Here is a 13,741-nt window from a genome sequence, read left to right on the forward strand (position 1 = left end):
CGTACTTAGACGGTCAGACCCCGAACCAGCAGATCCATCAGCGCGCACACGAACAGGGCAATCCCGATGAACCCGTTGACGCTGAAGAACGCCCTGTTCAGGCGGGACAGGTCGTGCGGGCGCACGATCGAGTGCTCGTAGACGAAGGCGCTCGCGACGATCATCAGGCCGAACCAGAAGAAGGTCCCCGCGTCGGTCGCGACGGCGTACCAGACGAACAACGCCGTCGTGACCGCGTGGCAGACCCGCGCGCCCCACACCGCCGCCGGGATGCCGAAGCGGGCCGGGACCGACATGACGCCGATCTCGCGGTCGGTGTCGACGTCCTGGCAGGCGTAGATCAGGTCGAAGCCGCCGATCCAGATGCCGACGGCGAGACCGAGGATCACCGCGTCCCAGGACCACTCGCCGCTGATCGCCAGCCAGCCGCCGACCGGGCCCATCGCCTGGGCGAGACCGAGGATGGCCTGCGGGAAGTTCGTGAAGCGCTTGCCGTAGGGGTAGACCACCATCGGGATCACCGCGATGGGGGCCAGCGCCAGGCACAGGGGGTTCAGCAGGGCCGCCGAGCCGAGGAAGACCACCAGCGCGACCAGCGCGCCCGTCCAGGCGTGCTTCACCGACATCGCGCCCGTGACCAGCTCACGGTGAGCGGTCCGGGGGTTCCGGGCGTCGATCTCCCGGTCGATGATCCGGTTGACGGCCATCGCGAAGGTCCGCAGCCCCACCATGCAGATGGTGACGAGGAGGAGGCGGCCCCAGTGGATGTTCTTGTCCCACTGGAACATCGCGGTGAGCGCGGCGATGTAGGCGAAGGGCAGCGCGAACACGGAGTGCTCGATCATGACGAGGCGCAGGAAGGCTTTCGTCCGCCCCGGCTGCTGCGGAAGCGCCGCGGAAGCTGAACTCACAGTCCGTACTCCTTCCAGCGGCGGTCGACCGTCGCCGCCGTCTCGGGGTCGGACAGCACCATCTCGGGCCAGCCGCCGTCCCGCGTGTAGCCCTCCTCGGGCCACTTCCTCGTCGCGTCGATGCCCGCCTTGCCGCCCCAGAACTGCTGGTAGGAGGCGTGGTCGAGATGGTCGACGGGACCTTCGACGATCGAGAGGTCACGGGCGTAGTCCGTGTTGCCGAGGGCCCGCCACGCGACCTCGTGCAGATCGTGGACGTCGCAGTCGGAGTCGACGACCACGATCAGTTTGGTCAGGGACATCATGTGTGCCCCCCACACCGCGTGCATCACCTTCTGCGCGTGCTTCGGGTACTTCTTGTCGATCGACACGATCGCGCAGTTGTGGAAGCCGCCCGCCTCGGGCAGGTGGTAGTCCACGATGTCCGGCACGATGATCTTCAGCAGCGGGAGGAAGAACCGCTCCGTCGCACGGCCCAGGGGTCCGTCCTCCGTCGGAGGCCGGCCTACGACGATCGACTGCAACAGCGGACGCTTCCGCATCGTCACGCAGTCGATCGTCAGGGCGGGGAACGGCTCCTGCGGGGTGTAGAAGCCGGTGTGGTCGCCGAACGGACCCTCCGGCAGCATCTCGCCGGGCTCCAGCCAGCCCTCGATCACGACCTCCGCCTGCGCCGGCACCTGCAGCGGCACCGTCTTGCAGTCGACCATCTCGATCCGCTTGCCCGCGATGAACCCGGCGAACAGGTACTCGTCGATGTCACCGGGGAGGGGCGCGGTGGAGGCGTACGTCACGGCGGGCGGACACCCGAAGGCGATCGCGACCGGCAGCCGCTCGCCCCGCCGCGCCGCGACCTGGTAGTGGTTGCGGCTGTCCTTGTGGATCTGCCAGTGCATGCCGATGGTGCGCTTGTCGTGGCGCTGCAGGCGGTACAGGCCCAGGTTCCGGATCCCGCTCTCCGGGTCCCTGGTGTGGGTGAGCCCCAGGTTGAAGAAGGAGCCGCCGTCCTGCGGCCAGGTGAAGAGGGCGGGCAGCTGGTCGAGGTCGACGTCGTCACCCTGGAGCACGACCTCCTGTACGGGCGCGTCCCCCGACTTCACCTTCTTCGGCGGTACGTGCGTCATCGCGCCGAGTTTCCCGAACGCCTCCCGCACGCCCACGAAGCCGTGCGGCAGCTCGGGCCGCAGCAGCCCGCCGATCTTGTCGGAGATCTCGCCGTACGACTTCAGCCCGAGGGCCTTCAGCAGCCGCCGGTCGGTTCCGAAGACGTTCATCGCGAGGGGCATCGCGGAGCCCTTCACGTTCTCGAAGAGCAGCGCCGGGCCGCCGGACTTCTGCACCCGGTCGACGATCTCCCCTACCTCCAGATACGGGTCCACCTCGACCTTGACGCGCTTGAGGTCGCCCTCGCGCTCCAGGGCCCTGAGCAGGGAACGAAGATCGTCGTAAGCCATGCGGTCAAGTATCCCCGAGCGGCTACCCTGGCCCGGTACCTGGGGTCCCGTGCTCGTGGCCCCGACGACTGTCCCACTGGAAGGCCCCCATGCTCCGGGTACTGATGTTCCTCGTGCCACTGGCGCTGAGCGTGTACGCGTTCATCGACTGCATCAGCACGAAGGACCAGGACGTCCGCTACATGCCCAAGCCGCTCTGGGCCATCCTCGTCCTGGTGTTCCCGCTCGCCGGCTCCATCTCCTGGCTCATCGCGGGCAAGAACCGGAACCCGGCGGGCGCGGCAGGCGCCGCGGGCTCCGCCGGTTCGCCGTGGAGCCGGGGCGGCAGGCAGCAGTGGGTGGCGCCCGACGACAATCCCGAGTTCCTCAAGTCCCTCAAGGACGAGAAGTCCCCCGACGACGAGGACAAGAAGGACCGGGACAAGAAGGACGGCGGCGAGGACCCCACCGCCTGACGCCACCGAGCGACGCCACCGCGTGACGCCACTGCCTGACCCCACCGCCTGACGCCGGTACCTGACAGGGTGTAAGCCGGTGAGCCGCCCGAAGCGGACAATGCGCCCCTGGGCGGCGGCGGGCGGGAGCCGGACACTTACCTCGCATGACGACTGCTCCCGCCGACTCCACCGGCACCACGCTCACCCCCGAATACGGTGACAAGGTCATCGCCGTCGAGACGGCGGGCTCGGAACCGATCCCCGACGCCGAACGGCACGGCAGTCCGCTGCAGTTGCTGTGGACGTGGGCGTCCCCGAACATCGAGTTCGCGACGGTGTACATCGGCGTGATCTCGGTGTTGTTCTTCGGCCTGAACTTCTGGCAGGCCACGGCGGCGCTGCTGCTGGGCACCGCGCTGGGGTCGCTGACCCACGGGATCCTGTCCCTGGACGGCCCGCGCTTCGGCGTCCCGCAGATGGCGATCGGCCGCTTCTCCTTCGGTTTCCGCGGCAATCTGCTGCCGGCGGGTGTGAACGCACTGGTCGCGGGTGTCGGCTGGTTCGCGGTGAACAGTGTGAGCGCCGCTTTCGCGCTGAACACGCTGACCGGCCTGCGACCCCTCCCCTCTCTCCTGCTGGTGGTGGTCGCCGAGGTGGTGATCGGCTTCATCGGGCACAACTTCGTCCACGCCTTCGAGAAGTACGCCTTCCCGGCACTGGCGGTGGTGTTCCTGCTCGCCGGCGTCTGGACCTTCAAGGAGGCCGACCTGGGCGGGGCGGGCGCCGGCGGCGGCATCGGCGGCTTCCTCCTCGCCTTCAGCGCGGCCTGGGGCTACACGGCCGGCTGGAACCCGGGAGCCTCCGACTACTCCCGCTACCTCCCGCGTACGGCGAACCGCTTCAAGACCGCCCTCTACCCGGCCGTCGGCCTGTTCGTCTCGGTCGCGGTGGTGTCGGTGATCGGCGCGGCGTCGGCGACGATCGTCGCCCCCGAGGGCGCCTCCCCCACGGCTGCCTTCACGGGCCACCTCCCAGGCCGGCTCGGCGACCTCGTCCTGCTCGCCATCATCCTCGGCGCGGTCTCCGCGAACGCCCTGAACGTCTACTCCTCCGCCATGTCCATCACCTCCCTGGGCCTCAGGCTCCCCCCGTGGCTCGGCCGCAGCGCCATCGTCGTCCTGTGCGGTGTCGCCGGTACGGCGGCCGCGTGGGCGTCGCTGGCGGACGCGGGGCACGCCTACGAGGCGTTCCTGCTGGTGATCGCGTACTGGGTGGGGCCGTGGCTCGGGGTCGTGCTGGTGGAGCGGTGGCTGCAGGCGCGGACGCCGGTGGAGCGGCTGTCGGCCCGGCTCGGTGACCGGATGTTCGCCAACTGGCCGGGGATCACCGCCCTGTTGGCCGGCATCGCGGTGTCGGTGCCGGTCTTCTCCAACCAGGAGAAGTACGTGGGCTGGGTGCCGGAGAGGTGGCCGTCCTTCGGTGACATCACATGCCTGGTCGGGTTCGCGGTGAGCGCGGGACTGTACGCGGTGCTGCGGCGGGCGCCGCGCTAGCCGGCACCCGTCGCCCTTGTCCGGCGGGTCAGCCGGTGAGCAGGTGAGCCTGTTCCGCGTGCTCGACCGTGAGGTACCGCCCGGCGAAACACCCGCTCGTCCACGCTGACTTCGCGCAGGGCGAAGGTGTCGTCCCAGCGGTTCGTGTCCGCGCTGATCCGCTCGGCGCCGGATGGATCTGGCGCGGCATGAACTACCGGCTCTGACGACCGGACCGCCGGTCAGCGCAGAGCGGACGTGAAGGCAACCAGGCGGCGTGGCGTGCGGCGGGGACCCGGCGGGGCGCCGGCTCTTCCTCCGGTGCGTGCCCTACACGATCGTGCAGGACGCGTCGGCGCAGCCGGAGTACGAGGCGCACTGCGAGGCGCACTGCGTCTCGGGCGACGAGACCGACTGCGGCGCGACGTCCGGGCCTCGTCAGGACCCGGCGAGGTCGAGGAGTGGCAACGCGGGCACACCCAGGAGTCCGGGCACCTCCGCTACCGTCGCAGCTTCGCGGACTACGCGGTGTTCGAACGCCCGTGAGCCGGGTCGGCGGACCGTCCCGCCCTCCTCCTACCCCGCCTCGTCCTCGTCCCCGGCCTCGTCGTCGTCCTCGTCGCCCGCCCCCGGCTCCGTCTCCAGCCAGGTGAGCATCATGTCGTCCAGGAGCGACTCCAAAGACCGCCCCGACTCCTGGGCGTTGACCTCCAGTTGGACGGCCGCCCAGCCGGCGAGGCTCATGACGAGGAGACGGAGGCCGTCGGTGCCGTACTGGTCGAAGACCTCGTCGGCGTACTCCAGGGCCTCTTTGGCGAGGCGTTCCGCGGGATAGGTGCCGGCCGCCCTGCGCAGGAGGTCGATGGAGAGGCGGGAGATCTCCGGGGTGATGGCGGCCAGGCGCTCGTCCTCTTCTGCGTCCATGCCGTTCACCGTAGGGCGCGAAGACCTGCGCGTACCGGTTCCCGCGGAAATCCCTACGGCTGCCTCAGCGCAGCCGCGACGACGACAGGATCGACAACAGGTGGGCCGGAACCATCACCCACGTGATCACGGCGAGCGCGGCCAGCGCCCAGCGGGTCGGCTCGATGCCGCCGGTCATCTCGTCGGCGACGGCCGCGACCAGTAGGACCAGGGAGGCCTCGATGCCGTTCGTCACGCGGTGGATCTTGAAGGCGGCGGCGAGGCGGCGCACCGTCGCCACGCCCTGCGAGCGCGGACGGGTCGACTCGTCGTCGACGACACCCAGCCCGCGCCGGGCCCGCGCCACGTCCACGAGGTCGGTGGAGGCCTTCAGCAGCACCACGCCCAGGGCGGTGGCGATGCCGATCGACAGCCAGCCGCCGACACCGGACTCGGCGGCCCGGTAGCCCGCGCCCGCCAGCAGCGCCGCGTCGGCCAGGTAGGCGCCGAGCCGGTCGACGTAGATGCCGGACGCGCTGTTCTGGCCCTTCCAGCGGGCGACTTCGCCGTCCACGCAGTCGAAGAGCAGGAACAACTGCATGAGGACGACGGCCAGGACGGCACCCGTCAGGCCCGGGATCATCAGCGCGGCGCCGGACGCGACCCCGCAGACCACCATCGTCCAGGTCAGCTGGTCGGGGGTGACCGGCGTGCGCACCAACTGGCGGGTGAAGCGCAGTGAGAGGCGCCGCATGTACAGCCGGCCCGCCCAGTGCTCGCCGTTGCGGCTCGCCAGCTTGGCCTGCGGCTGGCAGACCTCCCGCAGCTCCTCCAGAACCGGAGCAGCAACCATGAACGTTCCTCCAAGCGGGCCCAACTGCCGCAGACACGGCGGTGATCGGCACAGGCTACCTGCCCGGACTCCTGGACATTTCGCCGGGAATTTTGACACGGTTCCGGCTATGCCCGAGACCCCGGACACCCTCGCCTTCTACGCCGCCCAGAGTGCCTTCTCCGACCCCGGCGCCCTCGCTCACCACTACGCCGCCCTGCCGGATGACCCCGCCGAACTGGCCCGCGTGGCAAGGGACTTGATGATCCACCGCGTCGAGGGTGCGGCCTTCGGGTACGTCATCCCCCAGGACCGTCTCCACAACGACGCCGAGACGCGCTACGTCGACGACATCCTGCGCATCGTCGTCGCACGCGACGACGCCCCGCTCGCCCAGTGGCGCCCGCCCCGCGACCGGTTCGTCGGCGTCTGCCGCGACTTCGCTCTGCTGCACTGCTCGTTCCTGCGCCACCGGGGCGTCCCGGCCCGCCTGCGGTCGGGGTTCGCCGACTACTTCGGTTCCGACGGCTTCCACGGCGACCACGTCGTCACCGAGTACTGGGACGAGAAGCACGGCACGTGGCTCCTCGCCGACGCGCAGCTCGCCGATCCCGCGCTCCTCGACGGCCTGAACGTCGACTTCGACCCGATGGACGTACCGCGCGAGCGCTTCCTGATCGCGGGCGAGGCGTGGCGGGCCATCCGCGAGCGCGGGGCCGACCCGGACACCTTCGGGCTGCACCCGCCGCAGGAGGGCCCGCTCCACGGGGAGCGGTTCGTGGCCGGCAACATCCGGCTCGACCTCGCGGCCCTGAACAAGGTGGAGACACTGCTGTGGGACGTCTGGGGAGAGGACGAGGACGGGCAGCCGGGCCGGCCCCTGTCGGAAACCTCCCGCGCCCTGTACGACCGCGTCTCCCTGGTCACCTGCGACGACGTGCCCTTCGACACGGCACGGCGGCTGTTCACGCGGGACGACATCCTGCGCACCCCGAAGACGGTGCTGTGCATGGCGCCGTACAACGGAACGAGCGAAGTCACCCTGCGCTAGCGACGGAACCTAGGCCACCGTCCGCAGTCCGCCCGCCACCGTCGGAGCCATCCCCCGCACGACCCGGTGCGCGCAGGCCGCCGTCAGCAGCTCCCCCAGCAGGTCAGGGTCGCCGATCTCCAGGCCGAGGAGAGACTCGATCCGCTCCAGCCGCTGGTAGAGGGACTGCCGGCCGATGTGGAGCAGCGCGGCCGTACGCGTCGGCGAGCAGCCGTGCCGCAGGTGGACCTCCAGGGTGCGGACGAGGTCGCTGGGGTGGGCCGCCTCCCAGGCCAGCAGCGGGCCCAGGGCGTGCTGGACCAGCCCGGCGAGCCGCTCCCGGTTTGCGTCCACGCCACCCCGGGTGAGCTCCCGTTCCAGGGCGAGGGCGCGCGAGGACGTGACCAGCGGGCCGTCCGGTACGCCCGGTTCGGCGGCCGGCACGGTCAGCGCCAGCTCCAGCGTCGTACGGGCGGCACGCAGCGTGTCGCTCCAGCGCAGCCAGCCTCCACCGGCGGCGACGGCGTGCCCGACCGCGACGGTCAGGCCGGGCTCGGCGGCCGTACGGAAGGCGTCCTGGACGGCCCGTACGGGGTCGCCGACGCGCGAACCGGGCAGCGACAGCAGCGCCAGCACGTCCCCCGGGAACGCCGCCCGCAGCACCCCCGCCCCGCCGAGCAGCCGTACCGCACGGTCCACGGTGCTCACGTCCCGCGTGCCGTGCAGGGACACCCCCAGCAGGCGGGCGCCGGGGCCCGGGTGGAACCCCGCCAGCGCCGCCCGCGCCTCCACCTCGGGCTGGTTCAGGGCCGCCCGGTCCGCCAGATCCGCCAGCAGTGCCGCCGTGTGGTCGTCGCCCCACGGCCGGACGACCGACCGCCCGGACAGGCCCCGGGCCACGATCGCCCGGTTGGCGGCCTCCGTGATCCGTACGAAGGGCACGACCCGGTGCAGGGCCAGCAGCGGCAGCCCCACGCGGCGGGCCTCGTCGGTCACCTCGGCCGGCATCGACGGCAGCGACCGCCCCACCTCCACCGCGAGCCCGGTCGCGTCCCGGGCCGCCAGCTCGCGCACGTACCGCCGCCGGACCTCCTCGTCCGCGTCCGTCAGCCCGAAGCCGTTCGTCAGCAGCAGCTCCCCGCCGTCCAGGAAGTTCGCGCCCTCGTACACCTCGCTGGAGTGCACCCAGCGCACCGGGCGGTCCAGGGCGCCCTGACCGGCCAGCAGCTCGGGCTCGGCGGCGCGGACGGGGTCCAGTTCCAGGACTTCACGGAGGGTGAGTGCGGGCACGGGAACCTCCAGGGCACTGACAGTTCGTCCGGCTGCGGGATGCCCGGAGAGTACTTTCCGCACGTTGCCCTCGTGTTTCCGCCACAGCAGAGTGAAGCCATGGACCCTATGGATCAGGCGACGGCCCGCACCTGGCTCGCCACCGCCGTCGCGGAGGCCCGCGCCGGGCTCGCCGAGGGCGGCATCCCGATCGGCGCCGCCCTCTACGGCACCGACGGCACCCTCCTCGGCCGCGGCCACAACCGCCGCGTCCAGGACGACGACCCCTCGACGCACGCGGAGACGGCCGCCTTCCGGGCGGCGGGACGGCAGCGGTCGTACCGCGGTACGACGATGGTGACCACCCTCTCCCCGTGCTGGTACTGCTCCGGCCTGGTCCGCCAGTTCGGCATCTCGCGGGTCGTCGTCGGCGAGGCGGCCACCTTCCACGGCGGCCACGACTGGCTGGCGGAGCACGGCGTGGAGATCGTGCTCCTGGACGACCCCGAGTGCGTCGCGATGATGCGCGACTTCATCAAGAACAACCCGGCACTGTGGAACGAGGACATCGGTGAGTGACACCCCGGCCCCGCGCATCCCCACGATCGACCTGGCGCCCTGGGTCGACGGCACCCCCGACACCCGCGCCGAGATCGCCCGCACCGTCGACGAGGCGCTCCAGACCGCCGGATTCCTGCTGGTCACCGGGCATGGAGTGGAGCCTGCCCTGCGGTCCGGGATCCGGGAGGCCGCGCGGGCGTTCTTCAAGATGCCCGTCGGCGTGAAGCGGCCGTACGAGGCGAAGGTCGGCGGGCGCGGCTGGCTCGGGCCGGGCGCGGAGGCCAACGGCTATTCGGAGGGTACGCAGACCCCGCCGGATCTGAAGGAGTCGCTGACGTTCGCGACGCACGAGCACTTCGAGGATCCGGTGGTCGACGCGGAGTGGGCGGCACCGAACGTCTGGCCCGCCGAGGTGCCGGAACTGCGGGGACTCTGCGAGGAGTACCTGGCGCGGATGGCCGAGCTGGAGAAGGAACTGCTGTCCCTGCTCGGCGAGGCGCTCGGGCTCGACGCCGACTTCTTCTCGAAGCACATGGACCATCCGACCTACGGCTTCAACATCAACTGGTATCCGGGGACGGAGGTCGTCGGGGAGCCGCAGCCGGGCCAGTTCCGCATCGGCCCGCACACCGACTTCGGGACGGTGACGATCCTCGACCGGCAGGCCGGCAAGGGGGGACTGCAGGTGTACACGGACGAGGGCGGCTGGGAGGACGCGCCCTTCGACCCGGAGGCGTTCACCATCAACGTCGGTGACTTGCTGGCCCGTTGGACCGGCGACCGCTGGCGTTCGGGACGGCACCGCGTGCTGCCCCCGCCGGCCGACGTGCCCGCCGAGGAGCTGATGTCCCTCGTCTACTTCGGGGAGTGCACGCCGGGGACGCTGGTGGAGTCGCTGCCCGCGCCGGTGGGGCGGGTGGCGTACGAGCCGGTGGACTCGCACACGTACCTGCGGGCGAAGCTGGACTCGATCACCGTGGACTGACCGGTCGAGAGTTTCGTAACACAACGGACATCACGGGGTCTGGCCCGCACCAACTCCCTCTCCTTACCCTGAGGTTGGAGTCTCTGGGGGGAGAGATGCGGTGGGCAGACCGTTGCACGGGCGCGGGGCGCTGTTCGACACCGATCCGGCAGGTCTCGCTCCGCGGCTCGTGGGTCTGCGTCCGCATCAGCACCGGGCCACTCCCGTCGAGCATCCGAAGGAACTGCCCTTCGTGCTGCTGACCGGCGGGCGCGGGCTCGGCAAGAGCGCGGTGCTCGGCGAGTTGCGGGACGCGTACAAGGGGCACACGCCGGTCGCGTCGATCGACTGCGAGGACGTCCAGTTCGCGAGGCCGGTCGGCGGGCGGCCCCTGGAGGCCTGGTCGCCGGTGTCGCAGGCGCTGCTGGTCGTCGCCGAGCAGTTGGCCGAGCCGGTGACCGGGGCCGGGCGGATCACGTTCCCGCGGCTGATGTCGGGTCTGGTCGCGGTCGCGGCGGGCGGCTGGGACGACGCCGACTCCGAGCGGATCCGGCGCGAGGTGGAGCGGATCCTGCTGCTGAACGAGGGCGGGTCGTGGATCGCCGGGTTCGCGGGGCGGATGGCCGGCCGGGTCACCGCCAACGTCGTCGCCGCGGTGAGCGGCACCGGGCCGCTCGTGGCGTCGGCGATCGAGGCGACCCTGGAGTCCTTCTCCGACAGTTTCGTCAACCGCCGCCAGCAGCGGGCCTCCGCCTGGTGGCGCGACTACCCGAACGCGGGCCGCGACGCCCGGCGCGGGCTGATCCTGCTGTCCGGGCACTTCCGGGCCGGCGGCACCTCCCGGGAGCACGCCGAGCGGTATCTCGTCCGGGCTCTGCTCGCCGACCTGACCGACGCGTACGCGGGAGTGCTGCCGCGGATGCAGCGGCTGGGACGGCCGGTCGTGCTCATCGACAACGCGCACCGAGCCCCCGGGCCCGGGCTGGTCGACGCCATACTGCGCGACCGCGCCGAGGGGATCGCCGACCAGGTCGTGTTCGTCGGCGGCCTGCGCGGCACCGGCCGCCCGGTCCTGCGCAACGCCGTACGGCGGACCCTGGCGGAGGTCGCGCGGCGCAGCGACTGGACGCCGGACCCGGCGTCCCCGTCCTCCCGGGCCCTGCTGGTGGCACTGCCGCCGCTCGGCCCGGACGACACCCTGCACCTGGTGGGCGCCGCCTGCGCACAGGTCCCGGTGCCGCCCCGGCTGCCGTACGCCACCCACCGGCTGACCGGCGGCAACCCGCTGGGGATCGTCCGGCTCGCCGGCTCCGCCGCGCAGAACCTGCCGGGTGCCGCCTCCCTCGGGGAGCTGCTGACGGCGGACGTACGACTGGACGACGACCGTGACGGGCGGCCCACCTACCTCGAGCTCCTCGACCACCTGGTGCCCGCCGCCCGGCTGGACGAGCTGACCGTGCTGGCCGCCGCCCACGACCACGCCTCGGCCTGCGCGCTCGCCGAGGCGCTCCTGCCGGACGACTTCGGCCCCGCCGACGTACGGGCGTTGGAGACCCGGCTCGCGGCGGAGGGGCTGCCTCAGGTGCCGGGCCGGTTCGTCGGGGACTCCTTCGTACGGACCCTGCTGCTCCTGAGGCTGCACCACCGGGACCCGGACCACGGGCAGTGGCGGCAGGCGCACGAGACGCTGATCCGCTGCTACGCGCACGCGGCCGACGACGACGATCCGGCCCGCGCCCGCTACCGGCTGCACCACGAACTCGCCCTGGGCGGCGCGGACTCGGCGGTGGCGTATCTGCGGGACACCTTCCTCACCCTGGACATCCGCGTCTGGCTGCGGTCCCTCAGGTTCATCGCCTCGGCGCCCTACTTCCACGCCCACGACGCCGAGGGCCACGACTTCGCCGGAGCCGGACGGGAGGACCGGCGGACGGCGGTCGCGCTCGGGCGCACCGACGCCGCGCAGGTCGTGCCGGAGGGCGCGGACGCCGTACTGCATCTGCGCATACGGCGGCTGCTGCACGCCGTGTGGCAGCTGACCGACCCGCTCGCGCTGCCCGACGCGAAGGTGTGCGACCGGCTGCGGTTCGAGCTGGAGCAGCTGTCCAACCTGCGCCCCGCGGGCAACGCGCTGCTGTGGCGGGCCTCGCGGGACTGGCCGGAGGACGCGCTCGCCGGGCGGGCGCTGCGCGTCCCGGACGACGACGAGGACGAAGCGGACGGGGAGGCGTGATGGCCGGGAGCGGTGCGGGCGGGGGTCCGGGCAGAGGCTTCGGCACCCGGTTGCGTGAGGGCGTGTGGGAGATCCCCCTGCGCCGCTACCTCGCCCTGCTGGTCGCCGCCGCGGTGGTGGCCGGGCTTGTCCTCGGCGTCCGGGTGCTCGCGCACGACGACCGGTCCTGCGCCGCCGGGGTGGTACGACCCGAGGGCAGCGACGAGTGCGTGGGCGTGTCCGCGACGGACTACTACTTCGGCCGGACCCGACTTCGGGAGACGGTCAGGGCGATCGACCGGGAGAACAGGTCGCTCAAGGCGGACAGCTATGTCACCGTCGCTCTGCTCGAACCCTTCACCGCGACCGACGCCGACAACCTCGGGGACGTGCTGCACGAGCTGCAGGGCGCCTATCTGGCCCAGTACCAGGCCAACCACAAGTCGGCCGGGCAGACCCCGGCGATCCGGCTGGTGCTCGCCAACCCCGGGGCGACCGGCGCCCACTGGGAGCACACGGTCGACCAGCTGGAGGGCATGACCGAGGGACCGGACCGGCTGCGGGCGGTGACCGGGGTCGGGCTGAGCACCGAGAACAACAAGAAGGCCGTCGCCGAGCTGACCCGGCGTGGGATCCCGGTGATCGGCTCGTCCATCACCGCCGACGACCTCGCCAACGGCCAGGACGGCACCGACCCCTTCCCGGGGCTGGCCCGGGTCTCCCCCACCAACACCGACGAGGCCCGCGCGCTCGCCTCGTTCGCCAAGGTGACGGCGGGCAACGCGCTGCTGGTGTACGACAAGCCGGGCGACCCGTACACGACGACGCTGCAGAAGTCCTTCGCCGACCTCATCGAGGGCTCGCCCTACGAGCCGCAGCCCTTCACCCCGCCTGAGGACCGCAGCAAGGAGGGCACCACCGCCAACACGTTCCGGCAGATCACCCACCTGGTGTGCGACACGGCGCCGGACACCGACACCATCCTGTTCGCCGGACGCCACACCCAGCTGCGGCAGTTCATCAACGCGCTCGGCGGACGCGGCTGCCAGGACCGCAGGTTCACGCTGCTGACCGGCGACGAGGGCTCCTACCTCACCGGCGACAAGGACCTCGACCGCAGCGCCCTCACCCACAACCTCTCCGTGCGCTACACCGCCCTCGCCCACCCGGACGCCTGGACGAAGGACCCGGCGAAGACGGGCGGCTCGGCGCAGGGCGCGAGCGTCCTGAACGGTCTGCTCGCGAGCGGCAAACGCGGGCCGGTCGGCCCGATCGGCCCGATCACCCTGTCGGACGGCCAGTTGATCATCGCCTACGACGCCATGCAGCTGGCCGTCAAAGGCATCCGCGAGGCCACCCCCGACGGGAAGGTGGTCCCGCCGCTCGCCGACGTCGGTCTGCAGTGGCCGCAGGTCAAGGGCTCCCTGAAGGTGAGCGGGGCGAGCGGCTGGATCTGCCTGGACGTGCACGGCAACCCGTACGACAAGGCCGTACCGGTGGTGGAGGTGACCCCGCGGGGCACCAACCGCTTCGTCAAGATCGCCTGGCCGGAGGGGAAGCCACCGGCGAAGGAGTGCCTGCCGCCGTCGTAGAACCGGCGAAGGCCGGTTCTCCGTGACTCAGGTCACAGGGAACC

General features: G+C 71.7%; 12 protein-coding genes. 7 read left to right on the plus strand and 5 right to left on the minus strand.

Annotated elements, in window-relative coordinates; genetic code table 11:
• Positions 1–5 precede the first annotated feature (5 nt).
• Entirely contained in the window at positions 6–911 is a 906-nt protein-coding gene (gene mqnP / locus ACWBNA_RS35615) for a menaquinone biosynthesis prenyltransferase MqnP (protein ID WP_482708646.1), read from the minus strand.
• Positions 908–2,365, minus strand: coding sequence for a menaquinone biosynthesis decarboxylase (locus ACWBNA_RS35620; RefSeq protein WP_482708647.1), 1,458 nt, complete (start codon positions 2,363–2,365; stop codon positions 908–910). The genes mqnP and ACWBNA_RS35620 overlap by 4 nt, the downstream gene beginning before the upstream one ends.
• Positions 2,366–2,454: 89 nt before the next feature.
• Between ACWBNA_RS35620 and ACWBNA_RS35625 the strand changes: the two genes are divergently transcribed.
• Both ACWBNA_RS35625 and ACWBNA_RS35630 read left to right on the plus strand, forming a co-directional pair.
• Positions 2,455–2,820 carry a PLD nuclease N-terminal domain-containing protein gene (locus ACWBNA_RS35625; RefSeq protein ID WP_482708648.1) on the plus strand — a complete coding sequence of 122 codons (366 nt, stop codon included), beginning with the start codon at positions 2,455–2,457 and terminating at the stop codon, positions 2,818–2,820.
• A gap of 146 nt (positions 2,821–2,966) precedes the next feature.
• Entirely contained in the window at positions 2,967–4,355 is a 1,389-nt protein-coding gene (locus ACWBNA_RS35630; protein ID WP_482708649.1) for a purine-cytosine permease family protein, read from the plus strand.
• Positions 4,356–4,910: 555 nt separating this feature from the next.
• Here the strand turns inward: ACWBNA_RS35630 and ACWBNA_RS35635 are convergent.
• Positions 4,911–5,258, minus strand: a complete 348-nt coding sequence (locus ACWBNA_RS35635) for a hypothetical protein (protein ID WP_482708650.1) — start codon at positions 5,256–5,258, stop codon at positions 4,911–4,913.
• A 64-nt stretch (positions 5,259–5,322) separates the two neighbouring features.
• Positions 5,323–6,090: a CDP-alcohol phosphatidyltransferase family protein gene (locus ACWBNA_RS35640; protein ID WP_482708651.1), complete on the minus strand. Its 768-nt coding sequence runs from the start codon at positions 6,088–6,090 to the stop codon at positions 5,323–5,325.
• Positions 6,091–6,199: 109 nt separating this feature from the next.
• Here ACWBNA_RS35640 and ACWBNA_RS35645 point away from each other — a divergent pair, with 109 nt between their 5' ends.
• Positions 6,200–7,120 carry a transglutaminase-like domain-containing protein gene (locus tag ACWBNA_RS35645; RefSeq protein WP_482708652.1) on the plus strand — a complete coding sequence of 307 codons (921 nt, stop codon included), beginning with the start codon at positions 6,200–6,202 and terminating at the stop codon, positions 7,118–7,120.
• Positions 7,121–7,129: 9 nt separating this feature from the next.
• On the opposite strand, the gene ACWBNA_RS35650 is transcribed toward ACWBNA_RS35645, so the two are convergent.
• The gene (locus ACWBNA_RS35650; protein ID WP_482708653.1) at positions 7,130–8,389 is read right to left on the minus strand and encodes a PucR family transcriptional regulator; all 1,260 of its coding nucleotides are present in this window, start codon (positions 8,387–8,389) and stop codon (positions 7,130–7,132) included.
• A 99-nt stretch (positions 8,390–8,488) separates the two neighbouring features.
• Here ACWBNA_RS35650 and ACWBNA_RS35655 point away from each other — a divergent pair, with 99 nt between their 5' ends.
• From ACWBNA_RS35655 to ACWBNA_RS35670, 4 genes are all read left to right on the plus strand, one after another.
• Positions 8,489–8,947, plus strand: a complete 459-nt coding sequence (locus ACWBNA_RS35655) for a nucleoside deaminase (RefSeq protein ID WP_482708654.1) — start codon at positions 8,489–8,491, stop codon at positions 8,945–8,947.
• Positions 8,940–9,914, plus strand: a complete 975-nt coding sequence (locus ACWBNA_RS35660; RefSeq protein ID WP_482708655.1) for an isopenicillin N synthase family dioxygenase — start codon at positions 8,940–8,942, stop codon at positions 9,912–9,914. Before ACWBNA_RS35655 ends, ACWBNA_RS35660 begins: the two co-directional genes overlap by 8 nt.
• Positions 9,915–10,014: 100 nt before the next feature.
• Complete coding sequence (locus ACWBNA_RS35665; protein WP_482708656.1) at positions 10,015–12,126, plus strand: hypothetical protein; 2,112 nt, start codon at positions 10,015–10,017, stop codon at positions 12,124–12,126.
• Positions 12,126–13,697, plus strand: coding sequence for a hypothetical protein (locus ACWBNA_RS35670; protein ID WP_482708657.1), 1,572 nt, complete (start codon positions 12,126–12,128; stop codon positions 13,695–13,697). The genes ACWBNA_RS35665 and ACWBNA_RS35670 overlap by 1 nt, the downstream gene beginning before the upstream one ends.
• Positions 13,698–13,741 lie beyond the last annotated feature (44 nt).

It is taken from the genome of Streptomyces sp. Q2 (genome assembly GCF_056820935.1).

Excerpts from the sequence above, each read along its gene's own strand:
- ACWBNA_RS35620 (WP_482708647.1), bottom strand. The coding sequence starts at position 2,365 with ATGGCTTACGACGATCTTCGTTCCCTGCTCAGGGCCCTGGAGCGCGAG.
- ACWBNA_RS35625 (WP_482708648.1), top strand. The coding sequence starts at position 2,455 with ATGCTCCGGGTACTGATGTTCCTCGTGCCACTGGCGCTGAGCGTGTAC.
- ACWBNA_RS35630 (WP_482708649.1), top strand. The coding sequence starts at position 2,967 with ATGACGACTGCTCCCGCCGACTCCACCGGCACCACGCTCACCCCCGAA.
- ACWBNA_RS35635 (WP_482708650.1), bottom strand. The coding sequence starts at position 5,258 with ATGGACGCAGAAGAGGACGAGCGCCTGGCCGCCATCACCCCGGAGATC.
- ACWBNA_RS35640 (WP_482708651.1), bottom strand. The coding sequence starts at position 6,090 with ATGGTTGCTGCTCCGGTTCTGGAGGAGCTGCGGGAGGTCTGCCAGCCG.
- ACWBNA_RS35645 (WP_482708652.1), top strand. The coding sequence starts at position 6,200 with ATGCCCGAGACCCCGGACACCCTCGCCTTCTACGCCGCCCAGAGTGCC.
- ACWBNA_RS35655 (WP_482708654.1), top strand. The coding sequence starts at position 8,489 with ATGGACCCTATGGATCAGGCGACGGCCCGCACCTGGCTCGCCACCGCC.
- ACWBNA_RS35670 (WP_482708657.1), top strand. The coding sequence starts at position 12,126 with ATGGCCGGGAGCGGTGCGGGCGGGGGTCCGGGCAGAGGCTTCGGCACC.